This window comes from Actinophytocola sp. (assembly GCF_036378875.1).
In the GTDB taxonomy this organism is placed as follows: Bacteria; Actinomycetota; Actinomycetes; order Mycobacteriales; family Pseudonocardiaceae; genus Actinophytocola.
On sequence record NZ_DASUVO010000038.1, the window covers coordinates 1 to 19086 of the forward strand.

A 19086-nucleotide genomic window follows, 5' to 3' on the forward strand; every position below is an offset into this window, starting at 1 on the left:
TCAGTGTGGTCGTGGTCAGCGAGAGGGTGCCCTTACGCATGTCCGGTGTCCTTCCGAAGTGGTGGTGTGTCTGCCACCTAGATTCGGTGTGGACAGGTGCGTGTCGATGCACGGCTGTGGTGCACATCGGTAGCACGCCGACTACTGTCTGTATTGGACGCTCGGGGCGCCTATGGCGCGTGCGGTTGGCCCAGTTCGAGCGGCCGGGCGGGAACCGTCGTGACTGATGGGGCGCGTTCGTGTCGATGTCGGGTGCGGGAGATCCGGTCCGAGCCGAGGTAGATCGCCTTGCGCGCGGGGTGGATGGCGATCAACAGCCCGACCACCGCCGCGCCCAGATGCCACCAACCGTCCGAGATGGTCAGACCAAGTGGGTCACCTGGCCAGGGCGGTGGGTTGCCGGCGATCATGCCGTTGAGCACGAGGCCCCAGACGAACAGCAGTCCGCACCCGCCGAACAGGAACCAGCAGAACGCGCGCGCGGTCAGCGAGGTGAAGGCCTCCACCAGACCGAGTAGACCGAGCCCCAGATAGATCCAGGACCGGGGCGGGTTCAGCGTCAGGCCGTACGCCGTCATCCGAGTGTCGTCGAACAGGTTGGTTCCGGTCCGCAGTAGACCGATCGCTCCGATGAGGACGAAGGCGGCGGCGGCCAGCCCGGTGAGAATCTGAACTGGTTGCACCCCTTCGACCACGAGGTGCGTGTGCGCGTGAGAGGAAGCCATGACGCCTGCCTTGCCACCGGACCAGCTCTTGTCTTTCCAGTCGCGTACCCGGCTCTTCTCACCCGAAACGGACGAAAACTCCCCTCAGCGTGTCGGGTCGAAGCGCAGGAGCACGTATCTTTCCGACCACTATGGACGGTTGGCGAATCCCGGCCGGCGAAGATAGCGACCCGTCGGCCGGCCCACCACGTTGCCGTCTCGTAGTACATGGTGGCCTCGGACGAACGTGTCGGTCACCGTCGCGGGCATGTCGAAGCCCTCGAACGGGGTGTAGTCCTGCGCCGACGCTGAGTCCGCCGCGTGCACGGTCCAGCTCCTGGACGGGTCGACCAGGCAGAAGTCGGCGTCGTAGCCCTCCGCGATGGCGCCCTTGGTGAGCAGACCGAACCGCTGCGCCGGCTGCCACGATGTCAGTGCGGCGACCCGGGCGTGGGGCAGTCGGTTCACGAGACCCGGCAGCAGGTAGTCCGTCCCGCCGAAACCCGACTTCGCGGCGAACACGTCGTCCGCCGGCACACCGAACTTCTGTTCGGAGCGGCCGCAGGCGTGGTCGCTGACCACCCAGTCGACCTCACCGGCCAGCAGGTGTTCCCACAACGCGTCGACGTCCTCGCGGGGCCGCAGCGGCGGGTTCACCTTGCCCCCGATGCCGGCGGCGGTGTTCACGTCCGCCAGCAGGTGGCCGATGGTGACCTCACGCCGGAAGTCCACCGCCGGGAACGTCTGCGCCATCAACCCGGCCGCCGCCATGGCCTTGCGTGACGACAGGTGCAGCAGGTTGATCGCCGGCAGGCCGGTCTCGTGCGCGAGGTACGACGCGATGGTGATCGCCAGGCCCTCCGAGTGCGGCGGCCGGGACGCGCTGTACGCGGCGAGCCCGGACAGTGTGCCGTCCTGCTCCACCATTCTCGTGTAGGCGGTCATGATCTCGGCGGTCTCACAGTGCAGCGACAGCGAGATGTACCGCGCGATGTCCGTGAACTTCTCCCTCGCCGCCTGGACACCCCGCATCACGAACTCGAAGTGCGCGAGGTCGTAGCGTTCGTCGTCGGGGAGCATCAGGAAGGCGTTCTGGTCGTTCGACCTGCCGTGGAGGCCATGACCGCCGTAGAACATGAAGATCTTGAACGACGTGACGCCGAACTCCTCCACGAGGTAGGGGATCTCCGCGATGTGCTCGCGGGTCATCGGCGCCAGGTGGAAGCCGTAGTCCACATAGGATCTGTCCTGCACCGCGGCCAGCACGAGCGGGAAGAACTCCCGGTAGCTGCCACCCCGGTTGAGGTAGTACTGGCCGGTCCGCATGTACGTCAGCGCCGTCGTGACCCCGCCATGCGCACACGCTCTGCTCTCGGTGTCGGCGTCCTGCTCCAGCGGGTGGTAGATCCCCCAGTGCTGATGTGAGTCGATCACCCCGGGGAAGGCCAGTAGTCCGCGCCCGTCGACGACCCGGGCCACGCCCTCCGTCAGGATGTCCGGCCTGACCTCGACGAACCTGCCGCCCGCGATGCCGATGTCCGTCCACATCGGCTCCAGCAGGTCGTGCCGCACGACGAGGACGTTCTTCACCACTGTCTCGAGCGGACTCACAGGGAACCTCCACCCAGATACGCGGCGCGCACCCGGTCGTCGCGGGCCAGCTCGGCTCCGGTGCCCGTCAACACCGCGCTGCCGCTCTCCAGCACGTAGGCACGGTCGGCGATCGCCAGTGCCTGCACGGCGTTCTGCTCGACCAACAGCACCCCGACGCCTCGGTCCCTGATCGCCAGCACCGCGTCCAGCACCGCTCTCGTGAGCTTGGGTGCGAGCCCGGTCGACGGCTCGTCGAGCATCAGCAACCGGGGCCGTGCCATCAGCGCGCGCCCGATGGCGAGCATCCGCTGTTGTCCGCCGGACAGTGTCTCCGCGATCTGCCGGCGACGCTCCGCCAGGATCGGGAACAACGCGTACACCTCGTCGAAGTCGAGCACCGACCTGGTCCACGCACCCATGCGGAGGTTCTCCTCCACGGTCAGCGGGCCGAACAGTGCCCGCTCCTCCGGTACGTGCACCAGCCCCGCCCGCACCAGGTCACTCGTGCGCCGACCGTCCACACGGGAGCCGAGGAACTCGATCGTGCCGGCGACCGGCGTCAGCACACCGCTGATCGTGCGCAGCGTCGTCGTCTTGCCCGCCCCGTTGGCGCCCACCAGCGCCACGATCTCGCCGTCGTCGACCCGCAACGACAGCGCGTGGAGAACCCGCGAGCCGCCGTAGCCGGCAGACACCCCGACGAGGCTCAGCACGGCTCCTCCCCGAGATAGGCCTCGACGACCCGGGGATCCGCGGTCACCTCGGCGGGCGCCCCGCACGCGAGCACCGCGCCCTGGTCCAGTACGAGTACGCGGTCCGACAACCGCATCACCGCCGGCATGATGTGCTCGACGAAGACCAGCGTCAGGCCGTCGCGCTCACGCAGCCCGGCGAGCAGCTCGAGCACCGGCTCGCGCTCCGCCGGCACCAACCCCGCGAGCACCTCGTCCAGCAGCAGCACCCGTGGCCGCGTCGCGAGGGCTCTGGCCAGTTCGAGACGCTTGAGCCCCGCGGCCGGTAGCGTGCCGGCGCGGACGTTCCGCCACTCGTCGAGGCCCACCCGTGCCACCACTTCGGCGGCGCGTGACCGTGCCTCGCGTCGTGACCGGACATGTGTCATCGCCGCGATGTCGACGTTGTCCAGCACACTCATCGACGCGAACGGACGCATCAACTGGAACGTGCGGACCAGTCCCGCCCGCGCGACGCGGTGTGCCGGCATGCCCGTGATGTCGTGACCGTCGAGCACCACCCGACCCGAGTCGAGCGGCAACCCGCCGGCCAGCACGGTGAACAACGTCGTCTTGCCGGCGCCGTTCGGTCCGATGACACCGAGGATCTCGCCGTCGGCCACCTCGAAGCTGACCCCGTCCAGCGCACGCAGGCCGCGAAAAGCCTTGCGCACGGCGGAAACACTCAGGATCGCCATCTGCGCGGCCTTTCCTCCGCCGCGCCGTACACACCCTGCGGGAGCGCCAACACGATCACGATCAACAGCACGGCGTAGAGCAGCACGTCCAGCCCGCCCCTGCCAGCGAGGAACCCAAGAAACTGATCGAGGAGCGGGTGGACGCGAACCGTGGTGGGCCGGGCAACCCACAGGCTGATGACTTTCGCGAGTCGCTGAGGGCGCGCTACAGTATTGGGAGCGCTCCCAGTTGTGCGGGCAGGGCGTACGACACGGTGCGCGATTCGCGGCGACCATTCCACCGAAATCGAGGAATCCCGTGACCGCATCGCGAAAGTACCCCTTGACCCTGCTGCTCGCGTTCGTCATGACGATCGCCATGGCGCCGAACGCGGCCGCCTACCCCTTACCAGGCCGGGTGACCGGCGACATCAGCGTGCACGACCCGACCGTGGTCAGGCGCGCCGACGGGAGCTACCTGGTGGCCCACACCGGTGTCAACATCGCGCTCAAGACCTCCACCGACCGGATCGCGTTCCGCAACGCGGGTGCGGTGTTCCCGGGTGGCGCGCCGTGGACCACCACCTACACCGGCGGCAGCCGGAACCTCTGGGCGCCCGACCTGTCCTATCGGAACGGTCGATACCACCTGTACTACTCGGCCTCCACGTTCGGCTCGAACCGGTCAGCGATCTTCCTGGCCACCAGTCCCAGCGGCAACTCGGGCACCTGGACCAACCAGGGGCTGGTCATCGAGTCCCGCACCAGCGACAACTTCAACGCCATCGACCCCGATCTCGTCGTGGACCAGAGCGGCCGGTGGTGGCTCTCGTTCGGGTCGTTCTGGTCAGGCATCAAGATGGTCGCCATCGACCCGGCCACCGGCAAGCGATCGGACAGCACCATCCGCGCGATCGCCGGGCGTGGCGGCGGCGCGATCGAGGCGCCGAACATCGTCAAGCGCGGGTCCTACTACTACCTGTTCGTCTCGTTCGACCTGTGCTGTCAGGGCGCCGCGAGCACATACCGTGTGATGGTCGGCCGCTCGACGAACGTCACCGGTCCCTACGTCGACCGCAACGGCGTCGCGCTGACGTCCGGCGGTGGCACGGAGATCCTGGCCGGCCAGGGCAGCGTGCACGGCACCGGCCACACGGACGTGCTGGCCGACGCGGACAGTGACGTCCTCTTCTACCACTACTACGCCGACAACGGGGCTTCCCGGCTCGGTGTCAACCTGCTCGCGTTCGACGCCGCGGGCTGGCCGTACCTGCACTGAGCTGGGTCAGTAGTCGTCGCGGTCGTCGGGCGGGGCTTTCTTGACCGGCCGGTTGGCCCACGAGTCGATCACCACGACCAGGATCGCCATCACGATGAAGGCCACGCCGACGATCGCGATGCCGCCCCAGATGAACAGGCCCGCGACGAGCAGCATCGGCAGCACCGCGAACATGCAGAACGGGTCAACCCGTCCGAAGGCCTGCTGTTTCTGTCCCGAGGAACGTCCGTACTGCCCTGCGATCTTCTGTCCGCCCATCATCCCGTGCTATCTGGCGTGTGCCTGAGGAGGTCCCGGGCAGCATAGTTGCCTCCTCGTGACCTGTGGAACAGGGGGATGCCGTCAACGCGGGGGCAGCGGGCCACGTTGACCCCCGGCCTCGTCGGCGATGTTCTCCCGGGTCGCTTGTAAATCTTCGTTTACATCAGTGTTGGGGGTGTTGGCGGCGACGCTGGTCAGTGCTGTCGGGCCCGACCGCGGACCCGTTCAGTTCGGGCGCGGTCAACCAGACGGGCACGGTCGGGTTCGCCTCGGCGACCTGTCGGATGGCGAACGACAAGCTGACCACCGAGGCCCGCGACGCGCTCACGAACGTGGTCACCGACGCGCGGAGCAGCGGGTTGGCCCCCGATGCGGGCGGCGACGTGGTGGAGGGCAAGCCCGGCTTCGGGGTGGGTGAGGTCATCGGCCTGGTCGTGGCGGCGGTCGTGCTGGTCATCACGTTCGGGTCGCTGATCGCCGCCGGGTTGCCGCTGCTGACCGCCCTGTTGGGGATCGGGATCGGCATCGGGTTGGTCACCGCGGCCAGCGGGTTCGTGGACATGTCCTCGACAACGCCGATGCTCGCGCTGATGCTGGGTTCGGCGGTGGCGATCGACTACGCCCTGTTTATCGTGTCCCGCTACCGCAACGAGTTGGCGGCCGGGCATGAGCCGGAGGAGGCGGCCGGCCGCGCGGTCGGATCGGCGGTCGTGTTCGCCGGTCTGACCGTGGTGATCCCGCTGGCCGCGTTGTCGATCGTGGGCATCCCGTTCCTCACCCAGATGGGGCTGGCCGCCGCGGTCACCGTGGCCATCGCCGTGATAATCGCGCTGACTCTGCTGCCCGCGCTGCTCGGTTTCGCCGGCCACCGCGTGCTCGGCAAGAAGGCCCGTGTCACCGAGGACGGGTTCGGGACGCAGCAGCGGGTTCGGCCACGGCGCGCGGGTCGTCACGGCCCTGCTCGACAAGGCCGCCCGGCTCGACCAGGTTCTGCCCAATGTGGACGTAGAAGGCGAGAAACTCCGCCACCAACTCGACGAGAAACCCGAACGCGTCCCCGTCTGACCTGCTGGGGCCGTCGCCGCTGGGGGCGACGGCCCCAGCGTTCTCGTCAGGCTGCGCTAGGCTAGGCGGTCACATGGGCCGTGGTCTGGCCGGTCCGTGTGCATCCGGTTTCGAGTTGATGAGGTGGGCGAGCGCGTGTCCGAGTTCATGCCGATTGTGCCTGAGCGGCCGTCGTTGGATGGGCTTGAGCAGAAATGGGCCGATCGCTGGGAATCGTCTGGTGTATACCGGTTCCAGGCTCCGGGCGAGCGTTCGGCGGTGTTCTCGATTGACACGCCGCCACCCACGGTCAGCGGTTCGCTGCATGTGGGTCACGTGTTCTCGTATACCCACACCGACATCATCGCCCGGTTTCAGCGGATGCGGGGCATGCACGTCTTCTACCCGATGGGGTGGGATGACAATGGTTTGCCCACGGAGCGGCGAGTGCAGAACCATTTCGGCGTCCGCTGCGATCCGTCGTTGCCGTATGACCCGGATTGTGTGTATCCGGAGCCGTTGACGAAGAAGGGCGAACGCCCGCTGATCAACCTCTCGCGGCGGAACTTCGTCGAGTTGTGCGAACAGCTGACCGTTGTGGATGAGCGGGCATTCGAGGAACTCTGGCGTCGGTTGGGTTTGTCGGTGGACTGGTCGATGACCTATATGACGGTCAGCCAGCGGGTCCAGCGGTTGTCGCAGTTGGCGTTCCTGCGGCTGGCTCAGGCCGGGGAGGCCTATCAGGCCGAGGCACCCACGCTGTGGGATGTGGGATTCCAAACCGCGGTTGCGCAGGCCGAACTGGAGGACCGGGAACACCCCGGGGCGTGGCATCGGATCGCGTTCCACACCCCCGACAACGATCGGGTGTTCATTGAGACGACGCGTCCGGAGCTCCTACCGGCGTGTGTGGCGTTGGTCGCGCACCCCGACGACGAGCGCTACCAGGGCCTGTTCGGCTCGACGGTGACCTCTGCGGTGTTCGGGGTGTCGGTGCCGGTGCTGGCCCACCCCGCCGCGGAGAAAGACCGTGGCGCGGGGATCGCGATGTGCTGCACGTTCGGTGACATGACCGATGTGCAGTGGTGGCGTGAGTTGAAACTACCCGCCCGGACGATCATCGGTCGGGATGGGCGGATCCTGCCCGAACCCCCCACCGGTCTCGACGATCCGCAGGGCCGCAAAGCCTACGCCGAGCTGGCCGGCGCGACCGTGCACACCGCGCGGGAGCGGGTGGTGGCGATGCTGGCGGAGTCCGGGGATCTGGACGGCGAACCCCGCAAAGTGGTGCGGCCGGTGAAGTTTTATGAGAAGGGGGACAAGCCGCTGGAGATCGTGTCCAGCCGCCAGTGGTTCGTCCGCTCCCTCACCCATCAGGACGCCCTGCTCGACCGCGGCGCGGAGTTGGAGTGGCACCCGGCCTACATGAAGGCCCGCTACGACGACTGGGTCCGGGGGTTGAACGCGGATTGGTTGATCAGCCGGCAGCGGTTCTTCGGCGTCCCCTTCCCCGTCTGGTATCCCCTCGACGGTGAAGGCGAACCGGTCTACGACAGGCCGATCTGGCCTGCCGAGGAACTGTTGCCGGTCGACCCCTCCTCCACGACCCCACCCGGCTACACCGAGGACCAGCGCGGCCGGCCGGGCGGGTTCACCGGGGATCCGGATGTGATGGACACCTGGGCCACCTCGTCGCTGACCCCGTTGATCGTGTGCGGCTGGGAAACCGATCCCGACCTGTTCGCGCAGACGTTCCCGATGGATCTGCGGCCGCAGGGCCACGACATCATCCGCACCTGGTTGTTCGCCACGGTGCTGCGGTCGCACCTGGCGCAGGATGCGCTGCCGTGGCGGCACGCCGCCCTGTCCGGGTGGATCCTGGATCCGGATCGGAAGAAGATGAGTAAGTCCAAGGGGAACGTGGTCACCCCGATGGACTTGTTGGAGCGGTTCAGCTCGGACGCGGTGCGGTACTGGGCGGCCAGCGGCCGGCCGGGCACCGACACCGCGTTCGACGAGGGGCAGATGAAGATCGGCCGCCGCCTGGCCACCAAACTGCTCAATGCGAGCAAGTTCGTGCTCAGCTTCCCGCAGCCGGGGGAGGGGGCGGTGGTGAGCGACCCGCTGGACCGGGCGATGCTCACCCAACTCGACACCGTCATCACCCACGCCACCACGGCGTTGGAGGCGTTCGAGTACACCACGGCGTTGGAGGTCACCGAACGGTTCTTCTGGCTGTTCTGCGACGACTACCTCGAACTCGTCAAACCCCGCGCCTACGCCGACATCGCCGACACCACCGGCTGGGACTCCGCCCGCCTCGCCCTCCGCACCGCCCTGTCCACCCTGCTACGTCTGTTCGCGCCGTTCGTGCCCTACGCCGCCGAAGAAGCCTGGTCCTGGTGGCACACCACCTCCGTCCACACCACCACCTGGCCCACCCCCACCAGCCCCGGCGGTGGCGGCGGTGTTGGGTCGGATGATCTGGTCACCCTCGCCGCCACCGCCATCAGCGCCGTCCGCAAAGCCAAAAGCGACGTCAAACAGTCCATGCGCGCCCCGGTCGACACCCTCCACGTGTCCGGACCCCGCACCCAACTCGACCAACTCGACCACATCGCCCACGACCTCCGCGCCGCCGGCAACATCACCACCCTCGACTACCACCCCACCACCGAACCACTCCACTTCCAGGTCACACTCCACCAACCCTGAGCCCGTCCGTCCATGACCGACACCTGCCAGAGTCCGGGAGAAATCAGTCCTCTCGACTGATCCCGCCGGTGCACAGGCGGCCCCTGGCTGAACTGTTCATGGCTCAGGTGCGGCGTCACGCGGACCGACCCGCGATCGCGGATGCCGAGGGCAGCTCAGCTACGCCGAACTCGGCTCGTTCGTCGAGCGGTTCGCTCGTGGACTGCGGCGTCGGGGATTGTCCGAGGGGGCGGTCGTCGCGGTGGTGGGTGAGCGGGGCCGGGACGCGCTCGTCGCGATGGGGGGCTCGCGTACCTGCCCCTTGATCCATCACTGCCGGCGGACCGGCTCAGCCGCATGTTGGCGGACGGTGGCTCGGTGGCCGTGATTCGATTACCTGGCGCGGATTCCGTCGACGGGCCGATGCTGGAGTTCGCCGACGTTCTCGACGCCGGTCGGTCGGATGAACCGCTACCCATGCCTCGGGCGACGACCCCTGCCTACGTGATGTTCACCTCCGGCACCACCGGGCGCCCGAAGGCGGTCGCGGTTCCCCAGCGTGGTGTGGCACGGCTGTCGATCGACAACGGCTTCCTCGACATCGAGCCGACGAACCGGGTGCTGCACGCCGCTTCGCTGTTCTTCGACGCCTCGGTTTTCGAGATGTGGCCGACGCTGTTGGGTGGCGCCTGTCTGGTGCCGGTCGCCTCCGATGTGCTGCTGTCCGCGCCCGCCCTGCACGCGTTGGTGGAACGGGAGCGGATCAGCGTTCTGTTCCTGACCACCAGCATCTTCCACCACATGGCCGCCGCGCGGCCCGAACTGTTCGCCGGTCTGCGGTACGTGGCCACCGCCGGCGAGGCGTTACGGGCCGACGCCGCCCGCCGGGTGCTCGAACACGGCCGACCCACGCACCTGCTCAACCTCTACAGTCGGCGACCTGGCCGCCCGCAGGCATTCCACCACCACCGCCAACGGTCAGCTGCTGATGCACCTGGCCGGCCTGCTCGACCACGCGGAGTTGGCCGACGACGGCCTGATCCGCCGCCTACTGGACGCGGAGATCGACGGCGACCGGCTGACCCGCGAGGATGAACTGCCTCAACCTGGCCATTGCCGGCAATGAGACCACCAAGAACGCCACCACCGGCGGCCTGGTCGCGTTCAGCCGCAACCCGGACCAGTGGCAACCGTTGCGTCGACGGCCGGAGGGCTGGACTCGGCCGTGGAGGAAGTCCTGCGTTACACCGCGCCGGTGCAACACCTGACCCGCGCCGTCGTCCGTCCACAAAGACTGTCCGATACCAACCTGAACCCGGGCGACCGTCCTTGCTGGCCCGCGTCGAGTCGATCCAGCTTCTTGGTGCCCCGGTGCGCAAGCCGACCAACCTGGTCACCGCCTACGCAAGCCTCCCGGTCGCACTGGTGGCCGGCTGAACGATGCTTCGGTAGGTGGCGAAGGCGGGTTTGGGTTGGTAGGTGTCGGTGACGAGGCCGAGTGTGCCGGTGGGTTGGTCGGAGCCGCTGTCGGCGTCGCGGAGGCTGAACAGTTCGTACTGGGCGATGTTGAGGGATTCCCGGGCGGCGAGGATCGCGTCGAGCATGTCGGACAGCGATTCGCACTGTCCTTGTTCGGTGCGGGGTGCTCCGCTGGGGGAGCCGTTCTCGACGATGTGGATCGGGGTCGTGGCGGGGATGTGCGCGCGGGGCAACGAGTGCTGCCGCAGGTGGTGGAGCGCGTGGGTGGTGAGGGACGCGACGTCCCCCGGTGTGCCGCGCGGCGCGACGGGGGAGAAGGCGTCGGGGTACAGGCCCAGGCCGACGTAGTCGACGTGGGCCGCGAAGTCCTGTGGTGGCAGGGCGGAGAGGTGCTGCCAGAACCCGTCGTCGCCGCCGAGCCATTCCGGTGGTTCGGCGACGGAGAAGCCGACCAGCACGTCGCGGTGGCCTCGCTGGTCAAGCGCGGCGCGAGCGTGAGGGATGCCGAGTGCCAGGGCGTCGAGCACGCCGGGGGAGCTGCCGTCGATGAGCGGAATCGGGAAGTTCGGCTCCAGCGTCACCTGCAGGTACCGCACCAGGTGCCCGTACCGGTCGATGGCGGTGTCGAGGAACGACAGCCAGCCGGGAAGGTCGGCGACCCGGGGGAGGTAGCTGACCACGAGGTCCAGTTCGCGGCCTCCCGCGACATACCACTCGTCGGGCATCGTGAGGTGCTCGAGTTCGTGGTCGGCGCCGAGTGAGGTGACGACGTCCGGCGGTGTCGTGTCGCCGAAGAAGTGCACGTACTCGCGGATGACGAACGGCCGTCCGCCCGCGAGGTCCTCGACCAGCCCGTCGATCGCGGCGCGGTCGGGCGGGTAGGAGCAGACGGTGCCCGCACGGCCGCCAGGGTAGATGCCGAACTTCACGCTTGTGTCCTCCTCGGTTCGGTGGCCGGCCAGTCGATGTCCTGCGTCTGGATCCGTGACACCAAGGTTCTGATCCAGGCGATCTCGGTGGCCACGATGGTGCGCCAGTAGGCGACTTCGAGCATGTGCACCTCGGCGACGCCCTGCGGATCCGCCGGCAGTGCGGCCAGTTCCTCGTCGAGCCGGTCGGCCCGGGCGGCCAGAATGGACATCGCGTGGCCCGCGGGCAGGATCCCCGCGTACGCGACGGCCATGGTGAAGTCCACCGCGGCGACCTGGCTGTCCCGCAGCCCCTCCTCGACCTTCCGCCGGAAGTCCGCGATCCCCGCGTCGGTCAGCTCGAAGACCGTGCGCGGCGGTCGGTTGCCCACCCGCTCAGGGACGCCCGAAGCGACCAACCCCTTGCTTTCCAGGGCTTTCAGCAAGGACGTGACCGAGCTGCGGGTCACCGTGAGGTGCCCGTACCGCGCGGAGAGGCGGGCGGCGAGGTCGTAGGCGTGCGCCGGCTGCTCGACGAGAAGGCCGAGCAGCGGCAACACCAGGCTGTTCCGGGACGCGTCCAAGGGCACCGGCACACCATATAGACGTATACGCCTATTGGCAACGTGGGTCCTCTGCCACGCCGACCTGTGGGCGGAGTATGTTCAGCGCTGTAATACTCTCAGTCAGCGGAAGGGTCGTCGGCGTGAGCGGTGTCGGAGAAGCTGGCGAGGATCTTCTCGCACAGCACGCGCAGCTGGTGCTGTTCGGCCGGGGTGAGCGGGCCGAGCACGTGCTCGCGGACCACGCGGACGTACTCGGGGCGGGCGGCGTCCATGGCCTGAATACCCTGGTCGGTGAGGGTGGCGGTGCAGCCGCGACCGTCGGTGGGATGGCTGTCGCGGGTGATCCAGCCGGCCTGTTCGAGGCGGTTGACCGCGTGGGTGATCCGGCTGGGTTTGCTGCCGGTGGCAGCGGCCAGCTCGCTCATCCGCAGCTGCCCGCCGGGCGCGTACCGGAGCTGGACGAGCAGCTCGAAGTAGCTGAGCGGCATGCCGGCGCGGTGCTGCACCCGCTGGTCCAACGCGTCGCGGACGCGGTCGCCAGCGTAGGAGAAGGCCTCCCACACCCCGCGGAAGTCGAGGTCGAGACAGGAGTTGCCGGCCGGGTCGACGGCTGGTCGGGGCTCGGACCAGGTGGCCAGGGCGTCGATCGCCGGACGAAGGCCTTCGCCACGAGTGGTCAGGGTGTACTGACCGGCGTCGCGGGTGACGACACCCGCCTCCTGGAGCTCTGTCAGCCGCTCGGTGAGGACGCGGTTCGACAGGCCGGGCAGCGCCGCGACCAGTTGGCCGAACCGGGCCGGCTGCTGCAGCAGCAGGTCGATGATCTGGCCGTTCCACCGCTTGCCCAGCAGCGTGAACACGGTTCCGGTCCGTGGCGCGCACGGGCAGGCGTCCGTGGGATGAGACATGCCGTCAGCGTACGTGCCGCCTCGCACGCCACTCGACGGAGTTGGAAATAGTAACTATGTGGTTCCAGTGACGAAAGGACTGCCATGCCTTTCACCGACATCGAACTCGAGTACCTGTCCCCGCAGCGCCTCGGGCGCCTGGCCACCGCGCAGCCGGACGGCACGCTCCAGGTCAGCCCGGTCGGGTTCCGGTACAACGAGAAGACCGGCACGATCGACATCGCCGGGCACCGGATGGCCCGCAGCCGGAAGTTCCGCAACGTCGCCGAGAACGGCCAGGTCGCGTTCGTGGTCGACGACCTGGCCTCGACGCAGCCGTGGCGACCGCGGTGCGTGGAGATCCGCGGCGAAGGCGAGGCGATCGCGGAGCCCACCGACTCCGCATGGGCACCCGCCATCGCGCAGACGGGGTTCGACGGGGCGATCATCCGCATCCGCCCGAAACGGATCATCAGCTTCGGCATCGGCGAGACCACGAGCAACGTCCGTGAGTTCACGGTCAACAAACGCAACGTCGGCTGATGGATCATTCCAAAGAGAGGAATCGCATGAGTTTCACCACGCGTAACGGCACCCGCGGCGCCCGCCAACCCAAGGCGGGACGGCTGATGAAGTGGTTCAACGGCCGGGCCGCGAAACGAATCCGCGGCAAGGGCGGCAAGTTCATGGGCTTCAACGCCCTCGTGCTGACGACCGTCGGCGCCAGGAGCGGTGCCGAACGCGTCACCCCGGTCGGCTGGTTCCCCACCGGCGACGACGACAGCTGGCTGATCGTCGCGTCCGCGGCAGGCGCGGCGAAGAACCCGGCCTGGTACTACAACCTCGCCGCCCACCCCGACCAGGTCACGATCGAGATGGCCGGCCGCAGGATCCCCGTCACCGCCGAGCAGTTGCACGGCCCCGAACGCGACGAGGCCTGGCAGCGGATCGCCACCGCCGCGCCCCGCTTGGCGCAGTACCAGGTGAAGACCGATCGCGAGCTGCCGATCATCCGACTGGCCCGCCGAGCCGGCTGACCCGCGTGACGCGAAGGATCCGGACGCCGAGGGGACGTCCGGATCGCCTTCGACCGTCCACAGTGGGCGTTCCCGAAAACGCCACTCGCGGGGGCTGAACGCGCGACTCGCGGGGGTTCAGTCGTGTTGCGTGGTGGCTGTGATGCGCTTGTTGATCGTCACGCCAGCACCCGTTCGTCAGTGAAGATCGTCGATCGAGTGTCCGTGCGTGTGCGCTGTGTAGTCAAGGATCGGCGCTGCTGTGGGCTGATCCGCTCACGGCAGCAACGGCTGCGAACCGTGCGCCGTGCGCGGCATTGTCGGGAGCATGACCAACAACGACAGACTGTTCGACTACCGGCTTCGGGAACGGTTCCTCGGCCAGCGTGTGCTGGTGCTCGACGGAGTGCTGGACGACGACAACGGGGCCGTGCTCGCGACCCAGATGCTCTCGCTCGCGGGTGACGACCCCAAGAAGGACATCGCGCTGTGGATCCATTCGCCAGGCGGCTCGGTGCCGTCGATGCTGGCCGTCCGCGACGTGATGCGGCTCGTGCCGTGTGACGTGACCACGCTCGCGCTGGGGTTGGCGTGCAGTGCCGGGCAGTTCCTGCTGTCGGCGGGCACGCCGGGCAAGCGCTTCGCCCTGCCGCACGCCCGCATCCTGATGCACCAGGGTTCCGCGGGGATCGGCGGTTCGGCGGTCGAGGTGGAGGTGCAGGCCGACGACCTGCGCCACACCCGGGACACGGTGCTGGGACTCATCGCCGAGGACACCGGCCAGGGCGTCGACCGGATCTTCACCGACTCCCTGCACGACCGCTGGTTCACCGCGGAACAGGCGCGGGAGTACGGCTTCATCGACCACATCGTCGAGGGCCTCGCGCAGGTCGTGCCCGTGCGCATGCACGAAATGGGCTTGGGGGTGTCTGCATGAGTACGTACACCATCCCGAATGTGATCACGCGGGTGCCGGGTGGCGAGCGGATCATGGACGTCTACTCGCACCTGCTGTCGTCGCGGATCGTCTATCTCGGCACGGCGATCGACTCCGGCGTGGCGAACGCGTTGATCGCCCAGTTGTTGCACCTGGAGGCGGAGAACCCGGACCAGGAGATCAACCTGTACATCAACTCCGAGGGGGGCGACCCGTCCGCGATGCTCGCGTTGTACGACACCATGCGCTACATCAAGCCGCCGGTGGCGACGACCTGCGTCGGCCAGGCCGTGGCGACCGGGGCGGTACTGCTCGCCGCGGGCGAGTCAGGCCGCCGCGCCGTGCTGCCGCACACCAGGGTGGTGTTGCACCAACCCGCCGCGCAGGGTCGCGGCACCATCCCGGACCTCATCCTCCAGGCCGACGAGGTGGTGCGGGTACGCACCCAGCTGGAGGAGATCCTGTCGGCGCACACCGGCCGCGCCATCGCGGACCTACGGCACGACACCGACCGCGACCGCGTGTTCGACGCGGTGGACGCCGTCGCCTACGGGCTCGCCGACCACGTGCTCGACCGCCGCGTCTGAACGGTCAAGCCGCCAGGAGCACCGGACCTTGGGAGCGGACCGGGAAGCGCGCGGTGCGGTGTTGTCGCACGGTGGAGACGACGTCGATGAGGAGTTCGTCCAGGCCGACGCCGAGTGCGCCGGAGACGGCCGCGATCATCTCGCTCGACGGCTCCTTGCGTCCGCGTTCGATCTCGGACAGGTACTGGGGCGAGATGCCGGCCCGCTCCGCGACGTCGACGAGTCGGCCGCCCTGCTCCTCCCTCGTCGCGCGCAGGCTCCGGCCGAGCGCCTCCCGCCACAGCGGCTCCGGCTCCGGATCCGGCTCTGGAGCGCGGTTCTGATGAATGTGGACGATGTCCGCCATGCCGCCATCCTCGCATCGGCGCGTCACCCACAGCAGTGGTTACGCTCCGGGCGGAACCTGTTCACCCGGTGGGGCTGTAGTACAGCCAGTCGTCTTCGGACTGGACGAACGTCAGCGTGAGGTAGGCGTCGCCGGTCATGGCCGGGGTGCGGTACGGGACGTCCTTCGTGCCCGGTGCGGCACCGTCGATCGGAATCGCGAACTCGGCGCCCTTGAGGTGCTCGGCCAGCTCGTACACGCCGTCGCGGATCACGTCTCGTGTCTCGGTGAGCTGTGCCTCGCTCAGCCCGGCGGCGTGTTCGCTGACGCAGGCGGGACGGCTGACGCAGGCCAGTTCCAGCAGTGTGTCACCGGATCCGGTCTCGGCGGCCGCCGCGAAGGCTTTGGCGGCAGCCTCCGGGGTGCTGAGGTCGTACTCACCGCCGCGCTCGTCGCCGCTCGCCGTCGTCTTCGGGGCGGCGGCGTTCCGGTCTGGGCTCTCCGCGTCGCCCGTGGTCAGCACCAACGTGACGGCCACCCCGGCGACGACGACCACGGCGCCGGCGATCACCCATGGCAACGCGGAACGCCGTGGAGGCCGGGACATCGTGTGCTGCTCGGTGGTGTGTGTCGTCATGACCACGGGACGGGGCACACGCGCGATCGGTTCTCGCCGGCACGCAGCCCGCCCACACGAGGGCGGGCTGCGTGGATCCGAGAGCTACTCGCTTCGGTGGAGCTGCCGTTCCGTCTGGACGAGTTGGGTGGCGATCAGGTCGGTGCTCGCCGGGCGAAGAGTGGCCACCATGCCGCGCGCCGTGCTGTCGAGTTGCGTGAGCCAGCGGCCGCTCGTGGTGTCCAGGTAGTTGATCGGCTGCTTGCCACGCCGGCGCGTACCGAGATGGCCGGCCCGGCCGGCCACGTACAGGCTGCCGCCGCCGGTTCGTGGTTGGCTGAGCACGGCGTTGATCTCCCGCACCTCCTGGCTCAGCCTGGTACCGAACCCGGCGAAGCCGTCCTCGGTCGGTTCGGTCGCGGCCAGGAAATCCTGGTACGGCGTGCTGACCGGCTGCCCGGCCGCCGCCCCGAGCGCGGGCAGCTGCGCGAGGAACGTGCTGGTCAGTTCGCGGGGCCGAATCGTGGCCAGCACGGCGGAGTCCGTCTCGTAGTTGCGGATCACGAGCACCGCCTCCTGGTAGGCCGCGACCGCGAGCACCCCGTACCGGTACGGCCGGCCCTCGACCGTCGTGGTGATCCAGCCGTAGTGCTCGCGGTCCGGGCGGACCAGCGCGCCGATCGTGTCGTCCAGGTCCGAGTCCGGCCGGCCCCGGCGCAGGCGTCGGTTCTCTTCCAGCTCGTTCAGCGCGTGCCGGTCCAGCGCCCGTTTCGTGTCCTCGTCGTACCAGGTCGGTGCGGTGGCGAGGATCGGGTGCGGCTCGGCCTGGCGCCACCTGATCAGCGTGTGCACCGTGGTCAGGTTCAGCGTGAGGTTGTCGGTCAGCATGGCTACTCCCAGAGTCCTCAACGGTTGTCACCGATCACCGGCGGCACGTACCGCTCGTCGATGCCGAACAACTCCTTGTCGTCCGGTTCGATGAGGTACTTCCTGCGGTGCTCCTTGTCCTCCTCGCCGTTGGCCCGGCCCGCCGGGCTCGCCGGGAAGCCACCCGCCCCGGCCGCGCCACGGGCGCCAGGAGTGCCGACGCCGCCTCGGCCGGCCGGTTGACCCTGACCGCCCGGTACCTGGCCAGGCACCGGCCCGGTCCCGACCGAACCGCCGCCGCGCAGGCTGTTGCCGCTTCCGGTGCCGACGCCGCCGGGTGCGGCCACCCCGCCGAAGCTCCCGACACCGCCGGAACCACCGGAACCGACGCCGCCCCCACCCGCACCCGTGAACTTGCGTGGTGTGTCAGACAGTCCGGTTGGCTTCGGCTGGGGTAGCTGGCCCGCGGCGACGGTGTTGCGCGGCGCCTGCAGCGCGGGTGTGTTCGCGACCGGCCGGGACGCCGACGGCGTTGGCCGGGATGCCGACGGTGTCGGTCGGGCGGTCGGGCCGGCCGCCGCCACACCCTGCCCGGAGGTCCCATCCGGCTTGCCCGCCGCACCGCCGCCGGGAGACGGTGGGGCGGAAGGACTTCCGCCGGATGCCGCGCTCGCGCCGGTGCCCGCCGGCTGGCCGGCATCGGCGGCCCCACCGACCTGCGGCGGCGCGACCGACTCCGACCCGATGGCGGACGCGGTACGCGTGGGCGCCCCCGCCGCCGACGACGCGCTGAGCGGCGCCGGCTCCAGGTAGCTCTGCGGGACCTGACCCCGTGCCGTGGCGGTCTCCGCCGAGTACGCCTCGTACAGCGCGACGTTCTTGGCCGCCGCGGCGTTGTACTCGTTGATGGCCGCGTCGACATCCGTCTGGAACGGGTTCACCGAGTTGGCGATGCCGCCCTGGGGCGGGTTCTCGGGGACGGGCTCGACCTGGCTGAAGATGTGGTCCCACGCGGTCAGCTCGGCGTTCAACGCCTGTGAGTTCGCGGCGAGTTGCTGCTGCGCCATGGCGAAACTGTCGGACAGCGGCGCGGTCGCCGCGTCGGCGGCGGTGGACGCGTTGCCCTGCCACGCTTCGGCGGCCGTGCGACGCGCTTCCGCGATCTGGCCCGCCCGCTCGTCGGCGAATCTCTTCGACAGCTCGTCCGCGGTGGCATTGGCCTCGGACAGGGTGTTCGAGCCGTACCCGGTCGTGATTCGCACGTAGATCTGGTACGCGTCCAGGGTGACGTTCTCCGGCGCGATGTCGTTCCGCACCGTCGTGGAATGACTTTGGACGGCCGGCTTCGCCTGGTAGGCGTCGGCGGCGAGAGCGCCCAGCCCGCTGCCTACGATGAAGCCGGGTACACCCGCCACCGCGCCACCAACCAGGCCACCCGCAAGGCCGGCGGCGACATGCCCGGCATTGATTTCGTCGCTCATGTCAGCGCCTCCCGCTGTTCATGGTCGCGCTGACGTTGGCTTCCTGTGCCTGGTATTCCTCTTCCGCCTGAGTGAGATTGCTCAGGTAACTGGCCACAAAGGCCTGCATCTGGATGATCGAGTTCCGCAGGGCCTCACCGGAGCTGTTCTGGTCCCGGGCGACGAAGCCGCTCGCCGGTTCGTGGCCGGGGGCCTTGACGACGGCCAGTTTCTGTGCATCCGCAAGGTCCTTGTCCAAGCCGTCACGAAGGTTCACCCAGGCTTGCCGCACCTCCTGGAATGAATCCGGGTTGAAGGCGTATCCGTCCATCTCGTCCCCTGACTCCGATCTGGTTCCCGTCGAGCCTCTCGTTCGTCGTCATGATGACCCGAGCGCCCCGGGACGGGTCCCGAGCGCAATTCCCCATCGCCCTGTAGTGCGTATTTCCCAGGAA

Annotated in this window: 19 protein-coding genes and 2 pseudogenes; 8 read left to right on the forward strand and 13 right to left on the reverse strand. The window is 68.7% G+C overall.

Annotation, left to right across the window (positions count from 1 at the left end):
* Positions 1 to 170 precede the first annotated feature (170 nt).
* The 4 genes from VF106_RS10040 to VF106_RS10055 form a co-directional block, all read right to left on the reverse strand.
* Positions 171 to 725 (reverse strand): DUF4383 domain-containing protein, encoded by a 555-nt coding sequence (locus tag VF106_RS10040; RefSeq protein ID WP_330839349.1) that lies wholly within the window; start codon positions 723 to 725, stop codon positions 171 to 173.
* 129 nt (positions 726 to 854) lie between these two features.
* Positions 855 to 2315: a dihydroorotase gene (locus tag VF106_RS10045; RefSeq protein WP_330839350.1), complete on the reverse strand. Its 1461-nt coding sequence runs from the start codon at positions 2313 to 2315 to the stop codon at positions 855 to 857.
* Positions 2312 to 3010 carry an ABC transporter ATP-binding protein gene (locus VF106_RS10050; RefSeq protein ID WP_330839351.1) on the reverse strand — a complete coding sequence of 233 codons (699 nt, stop codon included), beginning with the start codon at positions 3008 to 3010 and terminating at the stop codon, positions 2312 to 2314. The genes VF106_RS10045 and VF106_RS10050 overlap by 4 nt, the downstream gene beginning before the upstream one ends.
* Positions 3004 to 3726, reverse strand: a complete 723-nt coding sequence (locus VF106_RS10055; protein WP_330839352.1) for an ABC transporter ATP-binding protein — start codon at positions 3724 to 3726, stop codon at positions 3004 to 3006. Before VF106_RS10055 ends, VF106_RS10050 begins: the two co-directional genes overlap by 7 nt.
* A gap of 298 nt (positions 3727 to 4024) precedes the next feature.
* Here VF106_RS10055 and VF106_RS10060 point away from each other — a divergent pair, with 298 nt between their 5' ends.
* Positions 4025 to 4984 carry an arabinan endo-1,5-alpha-L-arabinosidase gene (locus tag VF106_RS10060; RefSeq protein ID WP_330839353.1) on the forward strand — a complete coding sequence of 320 codons (960 nt, stop codon included), beginning with the start codon at positions 4025 to 4027 and terminating at the stop codon, positions 4982 to 4984.
* Positions 4985 to 4990: 6 nt separating this feature from the next.
* Here the strand turns inward: VF106_RS10060 and VF106_RS10065 are convergent, their stop codons facing one another.
* Positions 4991 to 5242: a hypothetical protein gene (locus tag VF106_RS10065; protein ID WP_330839354.1), complete on the reverse strand. Its 252-nt coding sequence runs from the start codon at positions 5240 to 5242 to the stop codon at positions 4991 to 4993.
* Between the two features lie 287 nt (positions 5243 to 5529).
* Between VF106_RS10065 and VF106_RS50850 the strand changes: the two are divergent.
* The 3 genes and pseudogenes from VF106_RS50850 to VF106_RS10080 form a co-directional block, all read left to right on the forward strand.
* Positions 5530 to 6141, forward strand: a pseudogene (locus VF106_RS50850) (MMPL family transporter); the annotation flags it as partial.
* 316 nt (positions 6142 to 6457) lie between these two features.
* The gene (valS, locus tag VF106_RS10075) at positions 6458 to 9004 is read left to right on the forward strand and encodes a valine--tRNA ligase (protein ID WP_330839417.1); all 2547 of its coding nucleotides are present in this window, start codon (positions 6458 to 6460) and stop codon (positions 9002 to 9004) included.
* A 202-nt stretch (positions 9005 to 9206) separates the two neighbouring features.
* A pseudogene (locus tag VF106_RS10080) lies at positions 9207 to 10078 on the forward strand (AMP-binding protein).
* Positions 10079 to 10383: 305 nt separating this feature from the next.
* On the opposite strand, the gene VF106_RS10085 reads toward VF106_RS10080, so the two are convergent.
* From VF106_RS10085 to VF106_RS10095, 3 genes are all read right to left on the reverse strand, one after another.
* Positions 10384 to 11391, reverse strand: a complete 1008-nt coding sequence (locus VF106_RS10085; protein WP_330839355.1) for a hypothetical protein — start codon at positions 11389 to 11391, stop codon at positions 10384 to 10386.
* Positions 11388 to 11960, reverse strand: coding sequence for a PadR family transcriptional regulator (locus VF106_RS10090; RefSeq protein WP_330839356.1), 573 nt, complete (start codon positions 11958 to 11960; stop codon positions 11388 to 11390). Before VF106_RS10090 ends, VF106_RS10085 begins: the two co-directional genes overlap by 4 nt.
* 92 nt (positions 11961 to 12052) lie before the next feature.
* Positions 12053 to 12844 (reverse strand): HxlR-like winged helix-turn-helix transcriptional regulator, encoded by a 792-nt coding sequence (locus VF106_RS10095; RefSeq protein WP_330839357.1) that lies wholly within the window; start codon positions 12842 to 12844, stop codon positions 12053 to 12055.
* Between the two features lie 84 nt (positions 12845 to 12928).
* Here VF106_RS10095 and VF106_RS10100 point away from each other — a divergent pair, with 84 nt between their 5' ends.
* From VF106_RS10100 to VF106_RS10115, 4 genes are all read left to right on the forward strand, one after another.
* Positions 12929 to 13366 carry a PPOX class F420-dependent oxidoreductase gene (locus VF106_RS10100; RefSeq protein WP_330839358.1) on the forward strand — a complete coding sequence of 146 codons (438 nt, stop codon included), beginning with the start codon at positions 12929 to 12931 and terminating at the stop codon, positions 13364 to 13366.
* 26 nt (positions 13367 to 13392) lie between these two features.
* Entirely contained in the window at positions 13393 to 13860 is a 468-nt protein-coding gene (locus VF106_RS10105; protein WP_330839359.1) for a nitroreductase/quinone reductase family protein, read from the forward strand.
* Positions 13861 to 14167: 307 nt separating this feature from the next.
* Positions 14168 to 14776, forward strand: coding sequence for a ClpP family protease (locus VF106_RS10110; RefSeq protein ID WP_330839360.1), 609 nt, complete (start codon positions 14168 to 14170; stop codon positions 14774 to 14776).
* The gene (locus VF106_RS10115) at positions 14773 to 15363 is read left to right on the forward strand and encodes a ClpP family protease (RefSeq protein ID WP_330839361.1); all 591 of its coding nucleotides are present in this window, start codon (positions 14773 to 14775) and stop codon (positions 15361 to 15363) included. The genes VF106_RS10110 and VF106_RS10115 overlap by 4 nt, the downstream gene beginning before the upstream one ends.
* Before the next feature lie 4 nt (positions 15364 to 15367).
* Here the strand turns inward: VF106_RS10115 and VF106_RS10120 are convergent, their stop codons facing one another.
* The 5 genes from VF106_RS10120 to VF106_RS10140 form a co-directional block, all read right to left on the reverse strand.
* Complete coding sequence (locus tag VF106_RS10120) at positions 15368 to 15709, reverse strand: helix-turn-helix domain-containing protein (protein ID WP_330839362.1); 342 nt, start codon at positions 15707 to 15709, stop codon at positions 15368 to 15370.
* Between the two features lie 61 nt (positions 15710 to 15770).
* A complete protein-coding gene (locus VF106_RS10125) occupies positions 15771 to 16325 on the reverse strand; it encodes a hypothetical protein (protein WP_330839363.1) in 555 nt (184 codons plus the stop codon).
* Positions 16326 to 16409: 84 nt separating this feature from the next.
* Complete coding sequence (locus VF106_RS10130; protein ID WP_330839364.1) at positions 16410 to 17192, reverse strand: ESX secretion-associated protein EspG; 783 nt, start codon at positions 17190 to 17192, stop codon at positions 16410 to 16412.
* Between the two features lie 17 nt (positions 17193 to 17209).
* On the reverse strand, positions 17210 to 18652 hold the full coding sequence (locus VF106_RS10135) for a hypothetical protein (RefSeq protein WP_330839365.1): 1443 nt from the start codon (positions 18650 to 18652) through the stop codon (positions 17210 to 17212).
* Between the two features lies 1 nt (position 18653).
* On the reverse strand, positions 18654 to 18962 hold the full coding sequence (locus VF106_RS10140) for a PE domain-containing protein (RefSeq protein ID WP_330839366.1): 309 nt from the start codon (positions 18960 to 18962) through the stop codon (positions 18654 to 18656).
* Positions 18963 to 19086 lie beyond the last annotated feature (124 nt).